The organism is Streptomyces sp. E11-3, from assembly GCF_046540415.1.
Classification (GTDB): domain Bacteria; phylum Actinomycetota; class Actinomycetes; order Streptomycetales; family Streptomycetaceae; genus Streptomyces.
Genome location: NZ_JAZGRL010000001.1, coordinates 477,677 through 499,749, shown reverse-complemented (window position 1 = coordinate 499,749; position 22,073 = coordinate 477,677). Strand labels below are relative to the sequence as shown.

Below are 22,073 nucleotides of genomic sequence, written 5' to 3'. Positions count from 1 at the left end.
GGGTGCGTCGGGGCCAGGTGTGTCGGGNCTCCCATGTTCGAAATATCGGATGGTATTCGAGTCATTGGATGTACGGCGGTACGGAGGCTGTTCAGGGCGCTCCCCGTACCGCCGTACGGACAAGGGGGCACGGGGGGTAGGGGAGCCACCGGGCTAGGGGAGCCAGCGGGCTAGGGGGCTAGGGGAGCAGCAGTACCTTGCCGGTCTTCGGGTCGCCGCCGCCGACCAGCGCGATCGCCTCGTCGAACCGCTCCAGCGGGAACTCGTGCGTGATCAGCGGTGCCGGGTCGAGCAGCCCGAGGCCGAAGGCCCGTACCGCGTCCGACCAGGCCGATGAGGGGGCGCCGAACACGCTGCGCAACTCCAGCTGGCTCAGCGACAGATGCACCGGGTCGATGCCCACCGCGCCCGGCGTGAACATCCCGGTGAGGACGACGCGGCCGCCCCTGCGGGCCAGCAGGCAGGACGAGGCCGCCGTGGGCGGTGCCCCCGCGGTCTCCACCACCAGATCGAAGGTGCCGTTGACGGTGCCGTTGGCGGACAGTGCCGCATCCGGCGTCAGACTCTCACTCGCCCCGAATCGCAACGCCAGTTCGCCGCGCGCGGCACGGGGGTCGATGACGGTCAGCTGGGCGGGCGACGCGGCCGCCAGCAACTGCACGGCCAACAGCCCGAGGGTGCCCGCGCCGACCACCGCGACCCGCTCACCGGGGCGCGGCCGCCCGGTGCGTACCGCCGCCGCGATCACGGCGGCCGGTTCGAGCAGGGCGGCGGCCCGTAGGTCGGCGTCCTCGTGGAGCGGGTGCAACAGCCGCGCGGGCACCGTCACATGGTCGGCGAACGCGCCCGGCTCGGTGAACCCGGTCTCCGCGTACCCGCCGGTGCACAGGCTGGTCTCTCCGCACCGGCAGCGCTCGCAGACCCCGCAGGCCCGGAACCCTTCGGCGACCGTCTTGCGGCCGACGAGCGCGGGATCGACGCCCTCGCCCACCGCCTCCACGGTTCCCGACCACTCGTGGCCCGGCGTGAGGGGGTAGCGGACGTAACCCGGGTCGCGATGGCCGTCGTACACCTCGCGGTCGCTCATACAGATCCCGGCCGCGGCGACCCGCACCACCGCCTCGCCGGGCGCGGGCACCGGGTCCTCGCGCCGCACCAGGCGGTGGCTGCCGGGCCGGTCGATGATCAGCGCGCGGCTCACTTCGGTGCCCTCTGCTCCCAGCCCTCGGCCCACAGGTCGAACCGGGCCCGCTGCTGCGGGAACTCGGCCGCGGCATCGACATCCAGCTCGACACCCAGGCCCGGGGCGTGCGAGAGCGCGAAGGAGCCAGTCTCCGGATCCACCTCGGGCGCCCCCTGCACCACCTTCTTGATCTCCGCGTCCGCGAAGTCGTTGAAGTGCTCCAGGATCTTGAAGTTCGGGGTGCAGGCGGCGAGTTGCAGCGAAGCGGCGGTCAGCACCGAACCGCCGACGTTGTGCGGGGCCACCAGCACGTAGTGTGTCTCGGCGGTCGCGGCGAGCTTGCGGGTCTCCAGGATGCCGCCGATATGGCCCACATCCGGCTGGATGATGTCCGCCGCCTGCGACTCGAAGAGCTCCCGGAACTCGATCCGGTCATGGATGCGCTCACCGGTCGCGACCGGCAGCTCTACCTTCTCGGCCACCTTTTTGAGCGCCTTCAGATTCTCCGGCGGTACCGGCTCCTCCAGCCAGGCGGGACGGAACGGCGCCAGCTCGCGTGCGAGCCGCAGCGCGGTGGCCGGGCTGAACCGCCCGTGCATCTCCAGCATCAGCTCGGTGTCCGGGCCGATCGCGTCCCGTACCGCCTCGATCAGCGACACCGCGTATCGGCTCTCCTCGGCGCCGAGCTCGAAGTGCCCGGTGCCGAACGGGTCGATCTTCAGCGCCCGGTAGCCGCGCGCCACCACCGCCTGGGCCGCCTTGTGGTACGCGTCCGGGGTGCGCTCGGTGGTGTACCAGCCGTTGGCGTACGCCTTGACCTGGTCGGTCACCTTGCCGCCGAGCAGCTGCCACACCGGCACCCCGAGCGCCTTGCCTTTGATGTCCCAGCAGGCCATCTCGATGACCGCGATGCCCGACATGACGATCTCGCCGGCCCGCCCGTAGTCGCCGTACTTCATCCGGCGCACCAGGTCCTCGATCGCGAACGGGTCGGATCCGGCGATGTGGTTCGCCTCGGCCTCGCGGAGATATCCGACCAGCGCGTCGGTGTGGCCGAGCATGCGGGTCTCGCCGACACCGGTGAGCCCCTCGTCGGTGTGGACGAGCACATAGGTCAGGTTGCGCCAGGGGGTCCCGACGACATGAGTGCTGATTCCCGTGATGCGCACGGCAGTTGCCCCTAGAGTCCGTGAGTCCGTTGGTCCGCTGAGTCCGTGGGAGTCGTTCGAGATTTCGTCATGCGTTCGAAATGTTGGCGTGACCGTAATCAGCGTCTCCCAGGGGTGTCAATGGGTTGTGCACCGGTGGATCCCGCCCAACCCATTGCCGGGCGAACGGAGCGATGGCTAGCCTATGTTCGTCATACCGGGCACTGCCCGAAGTCTCGAACGGAAGAGTGGTGGAGGCCATGGGACGCCTTGTCCCCGCGGTGACCAGGGCGCTGGACATACTCGAACTGTTCCTTGAAGGCGACGGAACCCTCTCCGCGCCGGATGTCACACGCAAGCTCCAGCTGCCGCGCACCACCGTGCACGAGCTGCTGACCACCCTGGCTGCCCGCTCCTATGTGGTGTCCGTACCCGAACAGCCCGGCCGCTACCGACTCGGCGTCCGCACCTACCAGTTGGGCAGCCGGTACGCGGAACAGCTCGACCTCGCCGCCGAGGGGCAGCGGGTGGCCCGCGAGGTCGCCGAGACCTGCGACGAGACCGTCCACGTCGCGATCCTTGAGGACACCGACGTCATCTACATCGCCAAGGTGGACTCCACGCACGCGGTCCGGATGGTCTCGGCCGCGGGCCGCAGACTCCCCGCGCACTGCACATCGGTGGGCAAGATGCTGCTTGCCTCACTGCCCGCGGGCGAGCTGGACGCCCGCCTCGAAGGCAGCGAACTAGTCGCCATGACGCCGGGCAGCATCACCGACCCCGACGCGCTGCGCGCCGCACTCGCCGACATCCGCGAACGCGGCATCGCCGCCGAGCACCAGGAGTCCAACCCGGACGTGAGCTGTGTCGCCGCTCCCGTACGCGACAGCGCGGGCCGGGTCGTCGCCGCGCTGTCCATCTCCGTACCGATGATCCGGTGGACTGAGGACCGCGAGGGCGAGCTCGCCGAACTGGCCGCCAAGGGCGCGGCCGACCTGTCCGTACGGCTCGGGCACCGGGGCACCAGGTGAGGGTCGAGGTCGCGGTACGGGAACGGGCGGCACTCGGTGAGGGCCCCACCTGGGACCCGGACACCCGGCGCCTGATCTGGGTGGACATCCTGGGCTCCCGTGTCCACACCTACAGCCCCGCGGACGGCCGCCGCACCGTCATGGCCACCGAGCAGCACGTCGGGGCGGCGAAGCCGAGAGTCGGCGGCGGCCTGGTGGTCAACCTCCGGGACGGCATCGGTCTGTACGCCCCGGACGGCACGTTCTCCTGGCTGATCCACGACCCGGTGCCGGGCCGACGCGGCAACGACGCGGCCGTGGCGCCCGACGGGTCCCTGTGGGCGGGCACCATGCGCTACGACGAGGCGAGCGGCGGCGGCACGCTGACCCGAGTCTCCCCCGTCGGGGACGTCACCAGAGTCTTCCCCGACACTCCCGTCGCCGTCAGCAACGGCATCGGCTGGAGCCCCGACGGCTCGCTGATGTACTACGTCGACAGCCCCACGCGCCGCGTCGACGTCTGCCGCATGGACGGCGAACTCCCGCTCGACCGCCGCCCCTTGGCGACCATCGAGCCGAACGCCGGCTTTCCCGACGGCCTGACCGTGGACGCCGACGGCTGCGTGTGGATCGCCCTCTGGGGCGGCGCCCAACTCCGCCGCTACACCCCACGCGGCGACCTGGACCGCACGGTCGACCTCCCCGTATACCGCCCCACGGCCTGCGCTTTCGGCGGCCCCGACCTCCGCGACCTGTACATCACCACAGCCCGCACCGGCTTGTCCGCCCCTCACCCCCTCGCGGGCTCCCTCCTGGTACTCCCGGACGCGGGCCAGGGCCACCCGAGCCCGGGGTTCGACGGCTGATGACCACCTGGGACATGCGCCCCGCGGAACTGGCGGACGTGGAGGCGATCGCGGAGCTGCGGGCTGAGGTGATGCGCCCGGACCTGGAGCGGTTGGGCCGGTTCGACGAGCACCGGGTCCGGCAGCGGCTGCGGGATTCCTTCTCCCCGCGGCACACGTCGGTCATCGTGGCCGACGGCGCCTTCGCGGGCTGCGTCACCTTGCGACCGGCCGAGGACGGGCGGTGGCTGGAGCACTTCTATCTCGCCCCAGGTAACCAAGGGCGAGGGCTCGGTTCGGCCGTCCTGCGAACACTGCTGAAGCGGACCGATGCCGACGGCACGCTCGTCCGCCTGAACGTCCTGCAGGGCAGCGCCGCCCGTCGGCTGTACGAGCGCCACGGGTTCACCGTGGAGGCGCAGGACCCGATCGACATCTACATGCTGCGACGGCCCGCGCCCGTCGGAAGGGGTTCCGGAACAGGTTCCGGAACAGGGCTCGGAGCAGGCTCACGACAGTGAGACGTTGTCCACGGTGACGACCGCTTCCTGGGTGATCGGCTGCATGGAGTTGAAGGCATGGCGCCTGGTCGCGGGGGACAGTTCGTCGTTGCGGTAGACCTCTGTCAGCTCGTCCTGGAGCGCAGGCCTGAGCGCGGGCTCCCGAGCCAGTCGCACACCGAGGTTGACCAGGATCTCCAGCTCTGAGCGGAGCAGCGAGCGGATGAACTCCACGCCGTCGCGCCGGTTGCGGACCCGGTCGAGGATCGTCGCCAGCCAGTAGCGGCACATGTCGGCGACCGTGTCGAGCAGCAGATCCTGCTCCTTGTACTGCCGGTCGTCAAATTCCGCCACATCCCGCAGCGCCGAGGCGGCGTCCAGGAAGGACTGCCAGGTGAGGAGCTCGACCACGCCGTCCTGAAGAGCGGTGGCCTCGGACTTCGCGGACAGTCCGGGCGAGACGGAGGCCATCGCCTCGCGGCGGGCGTGCTCGGTGCGTACCTCATGGCTGTGTTTGATGCTCGACAGCCTGTCGCGCACGCGCATGAGGTCGCCGGTCATCTCGTAGGTCAGCTTGAAGCGCCTGTCCTGGAGGTTCGCGAGCAGTTCGACGGTCGGCCCGCTGCTGTGTATCCGATCGGACGGCGCAAGGTTGACGGACAGCCAGCTGTCCTTCGTCCTGAGGCTCAGATCCGGATCCGTCAGGCTCTCCTGCTGATGCTCCCACTTGTCGACCTCACGGTAGTACATCGTTGTCTCCTACTGCCGCGGGGTGGCAGGACCGAGCTGGAAGTCAGGCGGGTCGGCGTCATCGGGGGGATCGTCGTCCTCAGGTGGGTTGTCCTCCTCTCGACGATGCACAGGTCCGAGTTCGAAGTCCAGCGGTCCATCGGCCTGGGTCATGCGGTTTCCGGCCTCGTCCCAGAGCCCCAGGAGGTCGTCGAAAGTGAGCAGAGGCTGCTGATCCGCGTCGGCCTTCTCGGCGGTCCGAGCGGCGATCTTCGACTTGATCAGCCTTCGCCACAGGTCCAGGGCGTCGTGCAGCCAGTCCAGCGGGGCCGCACTGTCGGCCCTGCACTGGTCGATCATCTTCTCCGCCAGCTCTATCACCTCGACCGGACTGACCTCCGTGAGAGGCGGACCGGCCGTTGTGTGTACGTACTTGACCACCGTCTTCTGGTCCAGATGACTGTCGGCGAATACGGACATGAAGTAGGTTTCGTCGTCTGGGGGAAGTTCGCTTTGAAGTTCACCCGCGGCCCGTGCCGGAAGGAGCAGCACCACACGAGACCCTGAATCGCCTCGTTCGCCGGGCGGCTCCTCGCCATGGCCGCTCCAGCGCTGGGAGTAGGCCAACAGGGTGCTCAGCCACGCCCGGTCGGCCGTTCCGCTGCCGTTCAGCTGACCGACGAACCAGACGTTGCCGTCGAGCCCGGACACCGTCATGGCCAGTTGGCCCAGTACGGAGATATCGCTGTCGGTGCGTACGAAGACGTCACGGCCCCGTGCGTTCAGTTCGGCCGTGAGCCAGTCGAAGCAGCGCCCTCGGGCCAGTTCTCCGTCGACGCCGATATAACTGATCCGGTGCCGCTGGACGTTGGCGACCAGTTGGGCGAGGAGCTCGTCGGAAAGCAGCGGGCGCGGGGCCGCCGCCGTCGGCGGGGCCGCCCGGCCCGATTCGGCCGGGGGCTGCCAGGGGGCGGTCGGAAGCGGGGCCTTCTCGTCGTCGAAGAGTTCCTTGGCCAGTTGGTGCAGTACGTCGGTTGTCGCCATCTCCAGCGAGCCGTCGCACACCACGATGTCGAACGCGGTCCGAAGCTTGATCGCCTTCCGGGTGGTCTCGTACCAGCCCAGGACCTTGAGCCGCTTCTCGGTGTTCAGGATCACCGAGTCGAGCTGGTGGTTGATCTCGCACCAACCCCAGCAGTACACGGCGTTGAACCCCTCCAGGTGGGATCTGAGGGCTTGGTGCATCCCACCGACATGCTCGGCGCCGTTGTCGCAGATGTCCGGCTCACAACCGTAGAGCAGATGCTCCCCGGCGTTGATGAAGAGCGGGTGCGGGCCCTTGGCCTTGATCTCCAGTACGTGGGGCAGCGACTCGCTGCACTCGTACCGCGTCATCGTCACGCCGAGTTCAGTCAGGGACGCGTAGAACCTACCCGCGTTGTCCGTGGCGATGATCGACCGGAGGTACCCGTCCCGGACCAGCCGTGCGATGCACCACAGGGCCTCCGTGTCGGGCTCCCCGTCCGGCGGCGAGGTGTGCTCCTCCATCCACTGCCTACGGTGCTGCTTCTCCCCCAGAATGCTGCGCCAGGCCGTGTCGACTCTGCGGTGCACCGGAACCCCCAGGTCATCCTCGAACACCTGAGGGCGCGGATGCTTGAGGAGCGCCGCGCCGCCGTCGAATCCGACGACGAGCGCCGCGTTCCAATCGCTCTGCTGGTTGTGCAGCTTCAGGTTCATGCTGAACTGTGCGACGTTCAGGTCGCTCATGGCATGAGTCCCTCCTCCAACGCGGCGATGAACCCGCCGAAGCAGCCGAGGTCGCCGTCGACGAACCACGCCGACTTGGGGTTCCTGGCCGACATGAGCGACAGCACCATGGGCGCGTCCGGGAACTGCAGGTTGGCGTAGACCATGTAGGAGCCGGTGCGGCTGAACGCCTCCAGGACGTTGAGGTGGAAGAACGAGTAGCCGCACACCACGGCGGGCTGTCCGGACCACATCTCCACGGCCTTGCGGATCGCCTCCGGGTACTGGGTGATCTCGGTGCTGGTCATGAAGTTGATGCCCCACCGGTAGTCGCCGTGCAGCTTCACGATCCGCAGCCGGGGACCGTGGTGCGGGGAGATCCGTGGGGCGACCACGTCCGGCACCAACTCCGGTACGAGGACCACTTCGTAATCCTCGTGCTCACGCAGTCCGGCCGCGTGGAAGGCCTGTTCCAGCAGGTTGTCGATGTTGAAGGTGAAGACCACGTCGGCGTATCCGGCCCGCATCAGCCGGGTGAGGCCGTGATAGGGGGAGTCGGGGCGCGGGGTCCGTTTGACGTGCGGAGCGAGGAAGTCGGCCCTGGACAGGTCCGCTCCGATGTTGTCGCAGAACACGTCGAACCGGTACTGCGGACTGCCCCAGGTGCCCCGGTCGTCGGGCATGGCCCGGCGGAGCAGTTCGGCGTTGAGGGGCACGCCGTCGTGGGCCGAGCAGCCGGCGCCCAGCCAGAAGACCGGCTTGCCCTCGCGGGGTACGTCGGAGCGAGCCGACTTCATGTAATCGACGAGGAAGCCGACCGTGTCCTGTGCGCTCAATGTCATCTCCGCATGTCTCGCATAAGGCTGAAGTCGAAGTGGGGCTGTTCGGTCCAGGCGTCCTCCGGTACGAGCCGCCAGGCGGGCGTCCCCGAGCCCGTGTCCTGCACCAGTGCGTCGAAGTCGGCGACAAACGGCCCGTACGTCCGCTCGACCTGCTCCGCCATGGCGTCGAGGTGGTTGTTGCGCAGCGCGGCGACCGACTGGCGCACCCACTCCTGGACATGCATGGGCTGGCTGTAGGCGCGCAGCACCCGCAGCAGGGCCTCCTGGGTGAGTCTCGCCGCGCCGTCGGCCTGGCCCAGCAACTCCTGGGAGGCACGGTTGACCACCTGCTGGATGTCACCGGGGGTCAGTCCGTGGGACCGCTCCGCCAGGAGCTTCAGGTCGGCCGACTCCGGACGTACGCGGGTGCTGAGCCGGTTGAGATAGAGCTCGAAGACCTGGGAGCGCACCTCCGGGCCGGGGAGTTCCACCGGCAGCTTCTGGTCGAAGCGGCGCAGCATCGCCGGGTCGATGCCCCAGATGCGGTTGGTGCAGCCGAAGAACAGCACCGCGGCACCGGACTCGCGAAGCCGGTCGACTTCCTGGATCCAGTGCGCGGCCAGATGGATGCGCCAGTCCTGGCTGTCCTCCCGGGACATACCGATGGCGTCCACCTCGTCGGCGAAGAGAATGGCCGGCTGGAGGTCGATGACCTGGTCGATCAGGCTCGTGAGGGCTTTCTGGTCGTCGCCTACGTACCGGTTCAGGACCTCGTTGAGGCGGATTCGCACGATGGGCAGGTCCAGCTGGTGCCTGGCCTGGTACTCGCCGGCGAGGGCCCGGATGATGTGGGTCTTGCCGCAGCCCGACGGACCGAACATCAGCAGGGACTGGGTCGGCGACTGCCCGTACTCGGCCAGCTTCCGGCGCAGGGCCTCGATGTCGGGCGAGGCGAAGTAGGTCTCGAACAGCTGCTTGACGGTGCTGGTGAAGCTGCCCGGGTGATCGAGACCGCCCACGGCGGCGAAGGTCGGTTCGGAAGCGGCGGACTTCGGCGCGGCCGTATGCGTCGACGCGCTCTTGGGGCTGCCGTCGGCGGCCATGGGGTGGTCCGGCATGAGCCGGGCGACCGTGTCGACGTCCGACTGGTAGGCCTCGTGGTGGCCCGCCGAGCGGTGGCAGTGGGCCCGGGTGGCGATCACTTCGGCCAGCAGCTCGTCGGCGCGCTTCGGCGGCAGGGGCGCCGCCTGCACCAGCCGTACCAGCCGCTCGCACACCACGAGCGCGTCCTCGGCCTCGGTCTCCGTCTCCAGCTGGTCAAGCAGCATCGCCAGCTCCTCGCAGACCCCTTCCTCGACGAGAGAGGGCCTGCTGCTGCGGCCAAGCGCGCGCAGATAGTGCTCAAAGGCCTGTTCGTGGTCCCCGCGCCAGGCGGCGAGCTCTCCGCGCAGCGCGGTGGCGTCACCCCCGGCCCCGAACTCCTCGACGGCGCGTCGGAGATCGTCCTCCGCCAGGTGCAGCCGGGAATCGTCCGCGTCTGTCGCGGACCGCGTCGAGGCCCAGGCACGGGCGTAGTACGCCTCCCAGCGGTCGGCGCCGGCCGCGACGGCCTTGTCGAACAGCGACCGAGCGTCCTCGACCCGCTCCTCTCGCAGCGCCTCGACCCCCTGCTCGTAGTGGATCTCCCAGTCGCGCGGACGTCGCATGGTCATCCCTCCCCTCCGGTCGTGGGACGTGGCCACAGCATGAGCCGTGCGGAGCGGGTGGCGCCCGGGCCGGTGCAGCGCACCAGGCACGCGGGGGCATGCTGCCCGTCGGCCGCGGGCGGCAGCCGGACTCCGGCCCCCACCTCCAACGCCGTACGCAGCTCGCCGTGCCGGTCGGCGAGTTCGCCCACCAGGAACGTGCCGTAGCGTGCTGCCGTACGCAGCTCGGCGGGTGAGGCGGCGGTACTCGCGACGACCAGACCGTGACCGTGTGCGGCTCCGTCGGCCCCGAACCAGTCGAGGACCCGAGCCGGTACGGTCGCGAGGCTCCCGGACACCAGCACGCACACCGGCTGCCACGTGTGCGGACGGACCATCCCCCGCTCCGTCCAGGCCGAGGCGAACTCCGTCCGGGTGGCGAACTCCGTCCGGGTGGCGTGATCGGTGTGGTCGGTGTGGTCGTCCTGGGAGATGTCGAACCAGGAGTCGTCGTCCTGGTAGTCGAGTAGGGCGGCCAGCGGCTCCGGCGCGTCGGCGTCGGCGGTAGTGTTGGTGACGACGGCGGTGTTGGTGACGGTAACGGTGTCGGCGATGTCGTCTGTGCCCTCTGTGCCCTCTGTGCCCTCTGTGCCGTCGGTGTCGTCGGACGGGTCGGTCTCGGCGGTCTGTTCGTCGGTGCCCCGCGGCCGTGCCCTGAGCTCGAATCCCTCGGGCCAGATATGCGTCGCGGCTGTCGGAGGGCTGTCGGACTCCCGCACGGCCTCGGCGGCGTGGATGAGGGACCCCGTGACGAGGGCGAGCGCCACGGCCGCGGCCGTCGTGTCGTCGGCGGGCAGCTCCAGGAGCACCCCGCGCGGCGCTTCCGGCACCGGATCGCGCGGATCCTGCCAGCTCAACGAGATGGCCTCGCGCAGGGATTGGGCCGCCCTCGTGGTGCGTTCCAGGAGCAGAGCGACGCGGCGCAGCGCGTCGGGACCGCGGAAGCTGAGGCGTGCCCGGGCCTCGACCACCCGGGCGGCGATTCGACGCGGTGCTTGGCTGCCACTCGCGGCCAGTTCGCGCGCTCCGTCGTCACCGCAGACCGCGTCGAGCAGCCCGCTCAGGCAGTCGTCGCCCGCCGGGTCGGGGCACGGACCCATTCCTGCGATCAGACAGTCGAGGACCGCCGCCCGGGTGTCGGGGCGCTGGAACTCCGCCACCCAGGCGTGCGCGCGCCGCCCCCAGGGGCCTCCGTCGGCCAGCCGGTGCCAGCTGCCGGTGACGCGGTGCGCGGGATCCTCCGGCCCGGGGAGCCGGGCCCACAGCACCGGGACATCGGCGCCCACCAGTTCCGCCGCCAGGTGACCGCTCAGCTCCGCGTCGCCGGCGCTGCCGAGCAGCAGCGCCGGGCTGCCCGGCGCGACCTCCAGGACCTGGTCGCCACCATCCGGACCGATGCCGACCACCGCCCGCAGGAGTACGGGGTCCGAGGTCGACGGGAGACTGCCGGGCAGGCCCTCGCGCACGGCCGGGGACCGGGTCCCGGTCAGGTCCGGTGGCGGGTACTCGGGCAGGCTGTCCGGCGCGGGCCAGGCGCGTCGCCGGGCCGTGCCCGCGCCAACACCCGCCTGCGCGCGGATGCCGCGGACGCTGTCCCGAAGGGGGGTCGGCAGCGAGGGCGGGGGCGCGGTGACCGGTGGCGCCGTATCCGGGATGTCCGGGGGCGGGGGCGCGGTGACCGGTGGCGCCGTATCCGGGATGTCCGGGGCGGCGGGCATCAGGTCGGTCAGGGGCAGGAACCAGCCGCTGCGCCGGGCGATGCCTTCGAGCTGACGGCGCAGCCTTCGGCGACGGCCCCGCATCGGCCCGGCGCACAGGTTCCGCACCAGCGGGCCTTCCAGCAGCTGCTCCTGCAGGCCCTCCCGCTCCAGCCACTGGGCGAGCGCCGAGCCCCCCAGGTGAGGCCCCGGCGGCGACGGCTCGCCGAGCCGGTCCGCCAGAGCAGGCGAGCGGTTCAGGTAGGTATGCGCGTACCGCACGTGGGGATCGCCGGGGTCGGCGTCGCCGAACTCCGCGGCGGGCTCACCGTGCACGGACACGACCAGGCGGAAGCAGGCGTACGCCGAGACACGGTCGCCCAGCGCGTGCAGGGCACGGCCGCAGAGCACCAGATCCTCGGTGTCGACGTACAGCCAGTGCTCCAGCGGCCGCAGCGCGGCCTGGCCCAGCAGTTCCTCCACGATCAGCCAGTACCGGCCCTCCCGGTACCACCGTCGCCTCATGTCCGTGTCGACAAGAGTCGCCACGCTTGTCCGTCGGCTGAGCAGCCTCGCGAACTTGGCGTAGCCGCCTTCGGGTTCGGTGGGGGCGGTCGTGTCGTCGGGGGGGGGGGGGGGGGGGGGGGGGGGGGGGGGGGGGGGGGGCGCCCCCCCCCCCCCCCGCCGCGTCCGTCTCGCTGAGCCGCCGGACCAGTCCCGGAGCAGGCCGCACCCCCTGGTTGAGCAGGTGCCGGGCGCGCAGGGTGCAGGAGGTCGCGGTGGCGGCCATACGCACGGCCAGCCAGAGTTCGGCGACCCGCGCCCACCACTCCGCGTCATCGGACCGCCCCTCGCGCACCGCGTCGGCCAGCGCACGGACGGCGTCGTCGTCGACGGCCACCGACCGCGGCACCGTGGTCGGTTCGGTCAGTCCATGGACCGCGGCGAACGCGCGGGCCGCGCGCACCGGATCGCCGTCGAGCAGACACTCGACCACCGTCGGTACGGTCATCCGCTCTCCCCCTCCCCGCTCTCCCCGCCGCGCACGCTCGCAGGCCCGCTCAGACCCTGAACCGGTACAGCGACTCGTCGGCCCGGACGTAGACACGCCCGGCGCGGTCCGCGCCTAGGCCCGTGGGCTTGACCGGGTCGATGTTGTCCGAGTCGAGGAAGTGGCAGAGCAGCCGCAGCGACTCCCGTTCGAAGAGGGCGAGTTGACGTCCCGTGCGGTGCTCGAACAGGACGTGGATGCCCGATCCTCCACAGCAGACCTGCACCACCGGTACGTCGTGGAACGGCTGGGGCAGGTCGGACGTACCCCGCAACACCCATGTCCCGGCCTCGTGGCGCCAGGTACTGAGCGAACCGTTTCCGGCGGTGAGCAGAAAGGGCGCGGAGGACGACTCGGACACCGGCTCTTCCAGGACGAAGTGGTGGTCAGCCGCGGGCAGTGGCCCGGATGCCAGCGGGCTGATGCCCTCGACGCGCTGGGGATACGGGTAGCGGTACCAGCGGCTGTCGGTGAGTACCCAGATCTCGTCCTGGGCCGCGAGCAACTGCCGGCAGGTGCCGTCGAGCCCCTTCATCACCATGGTGTGGAACTCGTACTGGTAGCCCGCGTCGTTCTGCTTCACGGTCGGCGGCAGCTTGTACAACCGCTGGTCATCCGCCGTGAGATAGAGATCGTCGTCGGGGCCGAAGGAGAGCGTGCTCAGACGGACCCCCAGAGACACGTGCACCCACAGGCCGCGGGCGATGTCGTAGCGGCGGACCGTCTCCGCGTCCGGGTCCAGCATGCAGCAGATGCCGTGGTGTACGGCGATGTGGTCGGTGAAGTCGTCGTCGACCAGCACGCGTTGCAGGACGTCCCGCAGCGGGCGGGTACGCAGGAGCCGGTCTTTGACCAGCGTCAGTTCGGCCGCCGCGCGCACGTCCTCGGCCGCGGCGCTCGCGAGTCCGACGATGAGTTGGAGCTCCGAGCCGCTCCCCAGCAGCCACCGACGGCCGGCCGAGGACTGCTTCGGTGGCAGCAGCGCCTGCCCCAGCGGGCCGCGGGGATCGATACCGAGAGCCGTGAACAGGCTCAGCACCCGCAGGGCGGAGGTCTCGGCGGAGTCCTCGGGCATGCCACAGGCCCGTAGGGACCGCCGGTGGTTCTCCAGCCCGGAGCGCGGCGGGACGGCCTGAGTCGTGACGCAGTAGTCGTCGATGGTGCGCAGCCGGCCGTCAGCCCACCGCCAGAAGCCCACCGGCACGCCCCACTCGCCGGCCCCGATCACGCAGGACACGTACCACGGGGTGGCGAAGTGGCGCTGGTGGGTCCGCTGGTCGGTGCGGGACATGAACGGGGCGCCGTCCACGTGCGAGTGGTACCAGCCGACCACGTACTCGTCGGCGCCCTCCTCCAGGCGGGCCAGGATGGCGTCCATGGAGGAGTCGTCGAAGTCGAAGTGCACCTGGCTGCGGCTCTCGCTGGGCACCGCGAGCGAGTCGGTGATCCGTACCGCGTACTGGTCCCCGGTCCGGTAGTGCCGTCCCAGCAGGACGCCTCCGCACTCCTGTTCAGGGTCGAGCGCGGAGTGGCTGCGCATGCCCGCCAGTACGTGATCGGCGACCTCAAGCCGGAAACCGTCGCTCCCCACAGGAATGTCCGCGATGCGCGGGGGCGTGTCCTTCAGGGAGACCCTCGGCACCGGGCTGATCGAGAAGTCCGGGTCGGCATCGGTCATGACCGGACCCCAGTCGACGTCTTCGGCCGCACGGCGGTGGCACCGGCGCGCGCCTCGGCCGACATGATCAGGGTGTGCCCTTCGGCGACCTGGGCGGCGCGCAGGGTCTCGCCCTCAAGGAGATAGCGGTTCCCCTCCTTCCACCGGAGTCGGTAGGGGATCCGGCGTCCGCTGCTGTCCTGGTCGTCGAACCCCAGGTTCGCGTCGATGAGTTTCTTGATGATGGCGGCGACGTTGATGTCCAGGGGCAGGCTGATGTCCCAGGAGCTGGTGCCGAAACTCGCACGGAGAATGACGGGAATCGATTCCGGAGCGGGGGCTGTCATGTTCTACCTCGCGGCGCTTGAAGTTGCGGGGACGGCGGCGGACGACGACGTGGGATTGACCACCAGATCGAAGTCGAAGTCCAGTTCTTCGGCCGTGAGATTCCGGCCTGCGGTGGGCGAGTAGTCGTTCTCCCGAGCGGCTTCGACCGCTTCGTAGAGTTCGCAGGCAGTGGGGTTCGTGGCGAGTACGGAGACCTCCACCCCGACGAGTTCGCTGTACCGGCACACGGCCGACAGGGCGTCACGGAACGCGCCGGAGTGGCACTGCACCGTGGCGATTTCCGCCTGGACGATGACACAGTCGTCGACCAGGAGCAGCCGTGCCTGATGGCATCGCTGGTTCCAGCGGGAGATGAACCGCAAGACGGTGACGCGCCGGGCGGGCAGCACATCGCGCTGCAGCAGCACCCGCAGGTACACCCAGCGTTCGCCGGTGCGCACCTCCAGCGCCGCGCGGTAGTCGTAGCAGGGGATGAGACACCGTACGCCGGTGAGCACGGTGTTGTTGTCGACGATGCGGTAGTGCCAGCCGAGCTGGTCGAAGTATTCCGCGGCGGTGTGCGCGTCGATCTTGGCCATGTCGGCCTATTCCTTCCCTGGTTCGGGGCGCGGAGAGGCCGTGATCTCGAATGCCGGGACGACGGCCGGACGAGGGTCGATCGGCACGATCGTCTCGTCCCGGCTCAGCTCCTCCCAGAGCCACAGCGCGGCTTGTGTGTCGAGCGGGTCGTAGATGTTGAAGGACTTGTACTGGACGAGTTCGCACAGCGCCAAGCACAGTTCCGCGAGTGGGAGGCCCGGATACCAGATGTCGCCCATGCATACCGTCGGCGGTTTGAAGTTCGGATGGAATATGGCCGTCTTCCAGACCACGGTCGGTGGCAGCACCGGAAACTTCTCGCCCAGGACGAGGTCGAATTCATGCTCATCGGACTTCATCAGGACGCCCTTGAGTTGAGCGAGGCCCAGACAGCTCATCTTGACGGTGTATTTCGTGGGCGGATTTCCCAGGCTGTGGAAGCTGATGAGCTCACTGCGCTCGGCGAGGTCGAGCATTCCCGCGTAGTCGTTGGTGAGCCGCCGGTGGTGAGGTGAGGTCATCCGTGCCGCCTTGGGTCGAGTCCGGCCAGTTCCGACTCCGGTGGGAATCCGGGGAGTTCGAGGTGCACGGGGCTGTTGGCGTGCACGCCGTCGGCCGCGACCCAGGTCCACGGAGGGAAGCCGGTCTCACCGGGGGAGAGCCCGGCCCAGGGTTCTCCCCCGGTCATCAGGTTGGACAGGTCGGGGACGGTTGGTGCGCCGCAGTTGGCGCAGGCGCCGTGGTCGTCATCGGGTGTGTCCGTGCTCGGCTGGACGTGGTTGACCACGTGGGTGCTGCCGCATCGCGGGCACACCACCCGTGAGTTGATCTCCATGGGCAGGCGCAGCACGGCTCCGGGCTCGTTGGAGGCGTGACGCCAGGAGCTGAGGAGCCCCGCCCAGTTGGTGTCGGCGTGCGTCCAGGCGGCCGGGGCCCTGGTCAAGGCGGCTGCCTGGGGGTGCAGCCAGCAGTCCTTGCGGCGGGGGAGTGCGGTGCGGACGTACTGGTCAGTGGCGAGGTCGAGGCGTATCTCCTCGCCCAGTCGGACGGGCAGGGTGTCCGGGGTGTGGTGGATCCACTTCACGGCCTGCTGGACCATGAGCGCCGCCACCACCGATGCCCCGAGTGCGGTGGTGGGCACACCCTGGCCGTACTGGGCGCGCCGGGCGTAGGCGAGGCAGGAATGGCGCAGGGCCAGCTCGCGCAGGTCCTCTTCGGTCAGCGTGCACACATAGCAGGGGCCGGTGTCGTCCGGGGCGTACAGCCGTACCGCGCCCTCCCACGGGGAGAGGCCCCCGTCCACGTACAGACAGCCCGCCAGTCCGGCGAGCTGCCCGAGCGCGATCCGGGCGGCCGCGTTGTCGACACAGCCGAAGGCGACATCCATCCGGGCCAGCAGCCCGGCGCCCGCCACGGTGCGCAGTTCCCCGTCCAGGGCGACAACCGAGCAGTCCGGGTTGATCCGTACGGCGGCCGACCGGGCGACCTCGACCTTGGGGCGCCCGATGTCCTTGTCTGTGAACAGCACGGACCTGCCGAGGTTCCCGGCCTCCACGCGGTCGAAGTCGACCAGGACGACTGTTCCCCAGCCGAGCAGGACGAGGTTCTTGACGACCTCGTTCCCCAGAGCTCCGGCCCCGACCACGATCGCGCGGGCGTCTTTCAGCAGAGCCTGACGCCACCACGGGAGCGACGTCAGCCGGGCGTAGCGCTCACTGGCCATGCGTCCCCTGACTGTCCGGGGAGAATCTGCAGTTGCGCGAGCAGCAGCGGCTCCCCACCAGGTGCTCCCAGCAGTCCGGGCAGTAGCCCTCGCCGCACAGCGGACAGCGAATCACCTCGGTCCCCGCCGTGAAGGCGGTGAAGCAGTGCGGGCAGTGGCGGCCGGTCAGAGCGTCGCCGGGGGCGAGGGTCAGGTGTTGGACCTCTTCGTAGACGGCGAGTCGGCCGCCGAGTTCGAGAGTGTCGCCCTGGTGCAGGACGGCCATGCCGGTGACGGCGGTGCCGTTGCGGATGACGTCCATGCCGTCCGGCATCAGCACACCGAGGCCTGACTCGGTGTGCAGAACCCAAATTCCGGACTTGCGTTCGGATACCTCGGCATTCAGGGGTGCCCGGAGGTTTTCGGCGGGCAGGAGGAACCGACGGCCGCGCTCCGGCAGAGCGATGTGCCAGCCCGTGAAGTCCAATCGGGGAAACGGTGAAAGATTCGAACCCATGGGTGATCCGCCTGCTTTTCGCGGCCGTCCGGGGCGGCCATTATCAGCGTGGACCAGGCGGGCGAGCAAGACGGTGACAGGGGCAGAAATCGGAACCCCCAATCCCTGCCCGTCAGTTGACAGGCGGCCGACCCAGCGCCCACAGATGCTCGAACTGATCGATCCAGTAGTCATTCCAGCGATTACTGCTGGCCCGGCTCAGGTTGATGTGCATACGGGTGCCCGTGTGAGGCCCGTGAACAGCGTGAAACTCGACGATCAGCGATCCGTTGTTGGTACCGGGATCGACGGCGAACAGGCTGAATCCGGGGCTGAAGTCGATGAGCCGATACTCGAAACTTCCCGGAACACTCCAGCCGCGCATCGTCTCCATCCGGGACATCACGGTCCGTATCGACGGAACCAGCGGTTCCACGGCGAACTCCTGCCCGTCGTCCAGCTGTCGGGCGGCCACCCGCACGGCCTCGGTCGCGGAGGGGTCGAGCAGGAGAACGCGCACCTTGCCGTCGGCGCGGGACAGCACCTGGCTGCGGAGCGCCTCGCAGGTGCTCGAATTCAGCAGGTTGATGCCCGAGGGGGCGAAGACGGCGACGTCGCGGGCCCCGGCCAGCTGGCTGGCGACCGAGACCGCTTCGAGGTCCGTACGGTCGTGCAGCACCGCGTCCACCTCCGGGACCCGCGGGCCGGGCAGCGTGATCCGGAAGACCAGCAGCCCCACACCGGCCAGCAGGACCGTCAACTGGAGCCGCTGGGACAGCACATCACCGACCAGGGACAGCGCGCTGAAGACCAGCGCGCACGCGGAGACCACGTACGCGTCGAGATGCGTGCGAGTCCGGAGATCGCCGAGCACACGCTGCCAGGTCCGTCGCATGAATCCCCCGGTCACTCGGCACCCCGTCCAAGGTGCAGTCCGTCGAAGAGTTCAGCGTAGGGATGCCGCCCCGGTCCCGACTAGACGATCAATTCCAAGGGGTGCTGCGAAGGGTGTGGGGTGGGCGGCGGCCGAAGCCACCGCGAGACGGTCAGGCGGCGGGCTGCCGGCCCTGGTTGTCGAGGTGGCAGCGGGCGGTCAGGCGTCGGGGTCGACTTCGGGGTGCGTGAACCGCACGGGCTTGCCCAGCGACCGGGCGTAGGCGATTTCGGCTCGGGTGCTGTCTCCGATGTAGTCGCCGACTACGAGCACCTCATCGGCGAGCCGGATCTTCGCCCGGTGCAGATCGTCGAGTTGAACCTTCAGCGCCTCGGCCTCGACAGGATCGGACCAGAGTTCGTGCGGCGACTTCATGTCGCAACCCGGCTTGACGACAATCTTTCCGGCTTTGGTCTCCCGCAGCTCGGCCTCGGTCATCTCGGTCATGAAGCGGGTGGAGCCGCAGATCACGACGATACGCGGGAGGCTCAGCTGCTTCTTCGCGTCGGCGAGCTTCTCCTCGGGGGTGAGCAGGTGCGGGTATGACACTGGTTCCTCCTGGTGGTGTGGTCCAAGGGGTGCCTGCGGAGACGAGAACGAGGGTGTCCAAGATCGTCTTGTGGCGAACGACGTGGACACCCTCGCGAGGGCACTCTATGCGGCGACCGACGACATACTGAAGGAGCATCCCGAGCTGGCGCCGTGGCGCCCGCCGGTCTGATGCGAAGCGTCGACCGGATCCTGGCCACCACCACCTCGGTGTGGAGCGACGACGTATAGGTCGTGGACTCCACCCCGGTGGAATGCGGCCGCTCCCGCGAGACCGTCAAACGCTCCGACCTGGCAGGCTGGGCCGAATACGGCTTCTGCGCCAGCCACAGCCGCTCTTCTGGGGCCTGCGCCTGCACCTGGTCTGCACCCTTCAGAGCCTGCCCATCGCCTTCGCCCTGACCGGGGCCAAGCCCGACGAACGCGCGACCCTCCGTGCAGAGCCGTCCCATCCGGCGTGGGGTGGCGGCCTGGTCCTGGCCTTGCTGCCGGTGCTGAGCGTCGCCTCGTGCAGCGCGGAGCCGAGGAAGTTCCCGCATGCCTTTCCCGGCTCACACACCGATGTGGGCGCGCGGCAGACGTTCCGGGACTTCCGTGTCGACGTGCCGGCGTCGGCGGAGGTCGTCGGGTACTACGCGTGGTCCTCGGACGACATGTACCCAATGGCGGCCGTGCTGCGGAAGCCCTGTTCGGCAGTGCCCAGGTGCGCAGGCCCAGGGTCGGGCCTCATACGGGAGACGTGGACGACGTGGTGTGGGTGGTGGCCCAGTCGCAGATGGCGGCCAGGGGTTCGCGCAGGGTCTTGCCGAGTTCGGTGAGGGCGTACTCCACGTGTGCGGGCGGGTCTTCCTTGAGGACTCGTCGCTCCACCAGTCCGTCTGCGGCCATGCCGCGCAGTGTCTCGGTGAGCATTTTCTGGGTGATGCCGGGCAGCCGGCGGCGCAACTGGGCATGGCGTTGCGGCCCGGCGAGCAGTGCGTAGATCAGCAGGACGCGCCACTTGCTGCCGAGCCGCTCAAGTGCCTGCCGTGTCGCGCAGCCGGGGTCGAGTACCTCGGGGATGATCAGGGCCATGACGGTGACGGTCCCTTCTGTGGAAAGGCACTTCAAAGTGCCTTCTGTTCCGGGGTGTTGTGCGCCTCTAGCGTCGAGTCATGACCGATCTTGCCATTCACACGTACACCGCGGACGAGTCCGGCATCTTCGCCAACGCCTATCTGCTGCAAACGCCGCACGGCGTGGTGCTGATCGACGCCGGATTGCGGGTCTCCGACGGCCACGCCATCGCAGAGCGTGCCGCCGCACTGCGCGGCCCGGTTCTCGCGGCCTTCGTCACCCACGCCCACCCCGACCACTTCAACGGGCTGCCCTACGCGGTCGGCGACGACGTCCCCGTGTACGCCGGCGCGGCCGTGGCCAAAACCATCGCGGAGATCGCCGAACCCAAGCGGGAGCAGTGGCAGCCGTTGTACGGGCGAGAGTGGCCCGACCGCTACCGGGTCCCGGAACGAACGCTGGGCGACGGCGTCACCGTGGAGCTCGGCGGGCTGCGGATCACCCTCCACGAGCTGGGCGCGGGCGAGAGCCACGCCGACTCCTGCCTCCTGGTCGAGGCCGGAACCGAACGCGCTGCCTTCATCGGCGACCTGGCCTTCGGTGATCTGATGCACTCCTACACCGCGGATGGCCATACCGGAGCGTGGCTGGGGCTACTGGACCGGCTGGAGCAGGAGCTGGCCGGGGTGCCGCTGTATCCCGGGCACGGCGCGCCCGGCGACACGAGCCTGTTGTCCGCCCAGCGCCGGTATCTGCTGATGTTCCGCCAGGCCGTGCTGCGTATCGCCGACGGCCGCCCCGCTCTGGCAGACGACCAGAAAGCCGAGCTGACCGCATTGATGGAGGCGTATTCGCCGCAGGCGGCGCTGCCCTGGATGGTGGGGCTCGGCGCCGACGCGGTCGCCCGGGAATTGGCGAAGGGAGCCGGGAAATGACGGTCCTGGAACAGGTCGCCTTCACCGCGGACGGCCCCGAAGGCGGCCTGGAGCTGGTCGGCGAGCTGCGGCTGCCCGACGGGCCGGGCCCCTTTCCCGCAGTGGCGCTCACCGGCCCGTTCACCGGGATCAAGGAACAGGTCACCGGCACCTACGCGGAGCTGCTCACGGCGTCCGGATTCGCCACCCTCGCCTTCGACCACCGCGGCTTCGGCCAGAGCCCGGGGCGGCGCGGCCACGAGGACAGCCAGGGCAAGCTGGCGGATCTGCGGGCCGCCGTCGGCGCACTGGCCGACCGTGCGGAGGTGGCCGAGGACCGCATCGGCCTGGTCGGCATCTGCCTGGGCGGCGGCTACGCGGTCAAAGCGGTGGCCACGGACCCGCGGGTGCGGGCGGTGGCCGGGATCGCGGGGGCGTACAACAGCCCGGTGCGGTTCGCCCGAGGTATGGGCATCGACCGCTACCGCACTGCCCTGGCCACGTTCCTGGACCGCTACGACGAGACGCTGCCCGCCGTCGCCCCGAACGGCGGGGAGGCGGCGATGCCCGGCGAGGAGCCGTACGCGTACTACGGCACCGAGCGCGGAGCGGCGGCCTCCTGGGTCAACCAGGTCACCCGGGGCTCGTTGCACTCGCTGATGACCTTCGATGCGCTGGGCGCGGCCGAGCTGCTGGGCGCCACTCCCCTGCTGATCGTGCACGGGAAGGCGGACGACTACTGCTCGCCGGAGCTTGCCGAGGCGATGTACGAGCGGGCCGCGGGGGAGAAGGAGATCCGCTGGCTCGACTGCGAGCAGCACATCGACCTCTACGACGTAGCCCCTTATGTGGGACAGGCGGCCCAGACGACCGCCGACTTCCTCCACCGCCACCTCGGCTGAGGTCTCTTCGCCCAGAATCCGTCACGTGGGTCATCTCATGCGGCTCCGTCCGGCACCGTCCTGCCCGAGGCTGCTCAACCTCTACGGCGCAGGTCAGTCCAGTCACGCCCAGCCCCGAACGCCCGGACGACCATGGGGAAGGCGTGTTGGGGGCAACCCCTCACGAGTTCGAATGCCTCATCACGCACGCCCGCTGCCCGCGAGCAGGCCATCGCGCGTGTCCCACCCGCAGGTGGGTGAGCGTGAGGAGAGCCTGACGGGAGGGCTCACTTTTTGTTAGCCTTAAACGTTTGCGCGGCCGCGACGGCTGGCGATGCTGCCCGTCCGCTTCCCTTTCCTCGTCGGCTGATCAGTCCTGCCGGGCCTTCCTCGGTACGTTCCCCCTGCGGAAGGCTCTTCATGAACCACCCGAACCGCCCCGGCACCTCGAACGGCGACCCCGCCCAGCCGGCCACCCC

The 22,073-nt window shown here is 69.6% G+C and carries 22 protein-coding genes and 1 pseudogene; 6 read left to right on the top strand and 17 right to left on the bottom strand.

The features are described 5' to 3' along the window. Positions 1 to 178 precede the first annotated feature (178 nt). Positions 179 to 1,201 (bottom strand): zinc-dependent alcohol dehydrogenase, encoded by a 1,023-nt coding sequence (locus tag U9R90_RS02290; protein WP_411054661.1) that lies wholly within the window; start codon positions 1,199 to 1,201, stop codon positions 179 to 181. After that, positions 1,198 to 2,352 (bottom strand): mandelate racemase/muconate lactonizing enzyme family protein, encoded by a 1,155-nt coding sequence (locus U9R90_RS02285; protein WP_411054660.1) that lies wholly within the window; start codon positions 2,350 to 2,352, stop codon positions 1,198 to 1,200. Before U9R90_RS02285 ends, U9R90_RS02290 begins: the two co-directional genes overlap by 4 nt. A 239-nt stretch (positions 2,353 to 2,591) precedes the next feature. Here U9R90_RS02285 and U9R90_RS02280 point away from each other — a divergent pair, with 239 nt between their 5' ends. The 3 genes from U9R90_RS02280 to U9R90_RS02270 are packed head-to-tail and all read left to right on the top strand — an operon-like array spanning position 2,592 to position 4,707. Further along, a complete protein-coding gene (locus U9R90_RS02280; protein ID WP_411054659.1) occupies positions 2,592 to 3,362 on the top strand; it encodes an IclR family transcriptional regulator in 771 nt (256 codons plus the stop codon). Beyond that, positions 3,359 to 4,207: an SMP-30/gluconolactonase/LRE family protein gene (locus U9R90_RS02275; RefSeq protein WP_411054658.1), complete on the top strand. Its 849-nt coding sequence runs from the start codon at positions 3,359 to 3,361 to the stop codon at positions 4,205 to 4,207. Before U9R90_RS02280 ends, U9R90_RS02275 begins: the two co-directional genes overlap by 4 nt. After that, positions 4,207 to 4,707, top strand: coding sequence for a GNAT family N-acetyltransferase (locus U9R90_RS02270; protein ID WP_411054657.1), 501 nt, complete (start codon positions 4,207 to 4,209; stop codon positions 4,705 to 4,707). The genes U9R90_RS02275 and U9R90_RS02270 overlap by 1 nt, the downstream gene beginning before the upstream one ends. On the opposite strand, the gene U9R90_RS02265 is transcribed toward U9R90_RS02270, so the two are convergent. From U9R90_RS02265 to U9R90_RS02205, 13 genes are all read right to left on the bottom strand, one after another. Next, positions 4,696 to 5,436 (bottom strand): hypothetical protein, encoded by a 741-nt coding sequence (locus U9R90_RS02265; RefSeq protein WP_411054656.1) that lies wholly within the window; start codon positions 5,434 to 5,436, stop codon positions 4,696 to 4,698. The two genes, U9R90_RS02270 and U9R90_RS02265, sit on opposite strands and share 12 nt — an antisense overlap. Positions 5,437 to 5,445: 9 nt before the next feature. Beyond that, positions 5,446 to 7,185, bottom strand: coding sequence for a hypothetical protein (locus U9R90_RS02260; protein WP_411054655.1), 1,740 nt, complete (start codon positions 7,183 to 7,185; stop codon positions 5,446 to 5,448). Beyond that, positions 7,182 to 8,006, bottom strand: a complete 825-nt coding sequence (locus U9R90_RS02255) for an SIR2 family protein (RefSeq protein ID WP_411054654.1) — start codon at positions 8,004 to 8,006, stop codon at positions 7,182 to 7,184. Before U9R90_RS02255 ends, U9R90_RS02260 begins: the two co-directional genes overlap by 4 nt. After that, on the bottom strand, positions 8,003 to 9,691 hold the full coding sequence (locus tag U9R90_RS02250; RefSeq protein WP_411054653.1) for an AAA family ATPase: 1,689 nt from the start codon (positions 9,689 to 9,691) through the stop codon (positions 8,003 to 8,005). Before U9R90_RS02250 ends, U9R90_RS02255 begins: the two co-directional genes overlap by 4 nt. Before the next feature lie 2 nt (positions 9,692 to 9,693). After that, positions 9,694 to 11,952 (bottom strand): hypothetical protein, encoded by a 2,259-nt coding sequence (locus tag U9R90_RS02245; protein ID WP_411054652.1) that lies wholly within the window; start codon positions 11,950 to 11,952, stop codon positions 9,694 to 9,696. Positions 11,953 to 12,488: 536 nt separating this feature from the next. Then, positions 12,489 to 14,156: a Mov34/MPN/PAD-1 family protein gene (locus U9R90_RS02240; protein WP_411054651.1), complete on the bottom strand. Its 1,668-nt coding sequence runs from the start codon at positions 14,154 to 14,156 to the stop codon at positions 12,489 to 12,491. After that, complete coding sequence (locus tag U9R90_RS02235; protein WP_411054650.1) at positions 14,153 to 14,482, bottom strand: EsaB/YukD family protein; 330 nt, start codon at positions 14,480 to 14,482, stop codon at positions 14,153 to 14,155. The genes U9R90_RS02240 and U9R90_RS02235 overlap by 4 nt, the downstream gene beginning before the upstream one ends. A 3-nt stretch (positions 14,483 to 14,485) precedes the next feature. Continuing rightward, positions 14,486 to 15,061, bottom strand: a complete 576-nt coding sequence (locus tag U9R90_RS02230; protein ID WP_411054649.1) for a hypothetical protein — start codon at positions 15,059 to 15,061, stop codon at positions 14,486 to 14,488. A gap of 6 nt (positions 15,062 to 15,067) precedes the next feature. Further along, positions 15,068 to 15,583 carry a ubiquitin-conjugating enzyme E2 gene (locus U9R90_RS02225; RefSeq protein WP_411054648.1) on the bottom strand — a complete coding sequence of 172 codons (516 nt, stop codon included), beginning with the start codon at positions 15,581 to 15,583 and terminating at the stop codon, positions 15,068 to 15,070. Further along, on the bottom strand, positions 15,580 to 16,785 hold the full coding sequence (locus U9R90_RS02220) for a HesA/MoeB/ThiF family protein (protein WP_411054647.1): 1,206 nt from the start codon (positions 16,783 to 16,785) through the stop codon (positions 15,580 to 15,582). Before U9R90_RS02220 ends, U9R90_RS02225 begins: the two co-directional genes overlap by 4 nt. Next, complete coding sequence (locus U9R90_RS02215) at positions 16,775 to 17,251, bottom strand: hypothetical protein (RefSeq protein WP_411054646.1); 477 nt, start codon at positions 17,249 to 17,251, stop codon at positions 16,775 to 16,777. Before U9R90_RS02215 ends, U9R90_RS02220 begins: the two co-directional genes overlap by 11 nt. Before the next feature lie 142 nt (positions 17,252 to 17,393). Continuing rightward, positions 17,394 to 18,155, bottom strand: a complete 762-nt coding sequence (locus U9R90_RS02210; RefSeq protein WP_411054645.1) for a hypothetical protein — start codon at positions 18,153 to 18,155, stop codon at positions 17,394 to 17,396. 198 nt (positions 18,156 to 18,353) lie between these two features. Next, positions 18,354 to 18,743, bottom strand: a complete 390-nt coding sequence (locus U9R90_RS02205) for a hypothetical protein (RefSeq protein WP_411054644.1) — start codon at positions 18,741 to 18,743, stop codon at positions 18,354 to 18,356. A gap of 234 nt (positions 18,744 to 18,977) precedes the next feature. Between U9R90_RS02205 and U9R90_RS02200 the strand changes: the two are divergent. Continuing rightward, a pseudogene (locus U9R90_RS02200) lies at positions 18,978 to 19,121 on the top strand (IS982 family transposase); the annotation flags it as partial. 348 nt (positions 19,122 to 19,469) lie between these two features. Here U9R90_RS02200 and U9R90_RS02195 read toward each other — a convergent pair. Beyond that, positions 19,470 to 19,817: a winged helix-turn-helix transcriptional regulator gene (locus U9R90_RS02195; RefSeq protein WP_411054643.1), complete on the bottom strand. Its 348-nt coding sequence runs from the start codon at positions 19,815 to 19,817 to the stop codon at positions 19,470 to 19,472. An 80-nt stretch (positions 19,818 to 19,897) separates the two neighbouring features. Here U9R90_RS02195 and U9R90_RS02190 point away from each other — a divergent pair, with 80 nt between their 5' ends. Beyond that, the gene (locus U9R90_RS02190) at positions 19,898 to 20,734 is read left to right on the top strand and encodes an MBL fold metallo-hydrolase (RefSeq protein ID WP_411054642.1); all 837 of its coding nucleotides are present in this window, start codon (positions 19,898 to 19,900) and stop codon (positions 20,732 to 20,734) included. Beyond that, entirely contained in the window at positions 20,731 to 21,615 is an 885-nt protein-coding gene (locus tag U9R90_RS02185) for an alpha/beta hydrolase (protein WP_411054641.1), read from the top strand. Before U9R90_RS02190 ends, U9R90_RS02185 begins: the two co-directional genes overlap by 4 nt. Positions 21,616 to 21,881: 266 nt before the next feature. Here U9R90_RS02185 and U9R90_RS02180 read toward each other — a convergent pair. Beyond that, positions 21,882 to 22,073: hypothetical protein (locus U9R90_RS02180; protein ID WP_411054640.1), on the bottom strand; the 192-nt coding region annotated here is incomplete at its 5' end.

Coding starts and splice junctions, on each gene's coding strand:
- U9R90_RS02255 (WP_411054654.1), bottom strand. CDS start 8,006: ATGACATTGAGCGCACAGGACACGGTCGGCTTCCTCGTCGATTACATG.
- U9R90_RS02270 (WP_411054657.1), top strand. CDS start 4,207: ATGACCACCTGGGACATGCGCCCCGCGGAACTGGCGGACGTGGAGGCG.
- U9R90_RS02190 (WP_411054642.1), top strand. CDS start 19,898: ATGACCGATCTTGCCATTCACACGTACACCGCGGACGAGTCCGGCATC.
- U9R90_RS02195 (WP_411054643.1), bottom strand. CDS start 19,817: ATGGCCCTGATCATCCCCGAGGTACTCGACCCCGGCTGCGCGACACGG.
- U9R90_RS02210 (WP_411054645.1), bottom strand. CDS start 18,155: ATGCGACGGACCTGGCAGCGTGTGCTCGGCGATCTCCGGACTCGCACG.
- U9R90_RS02235 (WP_411054650.1), bottom strand. CDS start 14,482: ATGACAGCCCCCGCTCCGGAATCGATTCCCGTCATTCTCCGTGCGAGT.
- U9R90_RS02245 (WP_411054652.1), bottom strand. CDS start 11,952: ATGAGGCGACGGTGGTACCGGGAGGGCCGGTACTGGCTGATCGTGGAG.
- U9R90_RS02230 (WP_411054649.1), bottom strand. CDS start 15,061: ATGGCCAAGATCGACGCGCACACCGCCGCGGAATACTTCGACCAGCTC.
- U9R90_RS02250 (WP_411054653.1), bottom strand. CDS start 9,691: ATGCGACGTCCGCGCGACTGGGAGATCCACTACGAGCAGGGGGTCGAG.
- U9R90_RS02260 (WP_411054655.1), bottom strand. CDS start 7,185: ATGAGCGACCTGAACGTCGCACAGTTCAGCATGAACCTGAAGCTGCAC.
- U9R90_RS02185 (WP_411054641.1), top strand. CDS start 20,731: ATGACGGTCCTGGAACAGGTCGCCTTCACCGCGGACGGCCCCGAAGGC.
- U9R90_RS02220 (WP_411054647.1), bottom strand. CDS start 16,785: ATGGCCAGTGAGCGCTACGCCCGGCTGACGTCGCTCCCGTGGTGGCGT.
- U9R90_RS02240 (WP_411054651.1), bottom strand. CDS start 14,156: ATGACCGATGCCGACCCGGACTTCTCGATCAGCCCGGTGCCGAGGGTC.
- U9R90_RS02225 (WP_411054648.1), bottom strand. CDS start 15,583: ATGACCTCACCTCACCACCGGCGGCTCACCAACGACTACGCGGGAATG.
- U9R90_RS02280 (WP_411054659.1), top strand. CDS start 2,592: ATGGGACGCCTTGTCCCCGCGGTGACCAGGGCGCTGGACATACTCGAA.
- U9R90_RS02265 (WP_411054656.1), bottom strand. CDS start 5,436: ATGTACTACCGTGAGGTCGACAAGTGGGAGCATCAGCAGGAGAGCCTG.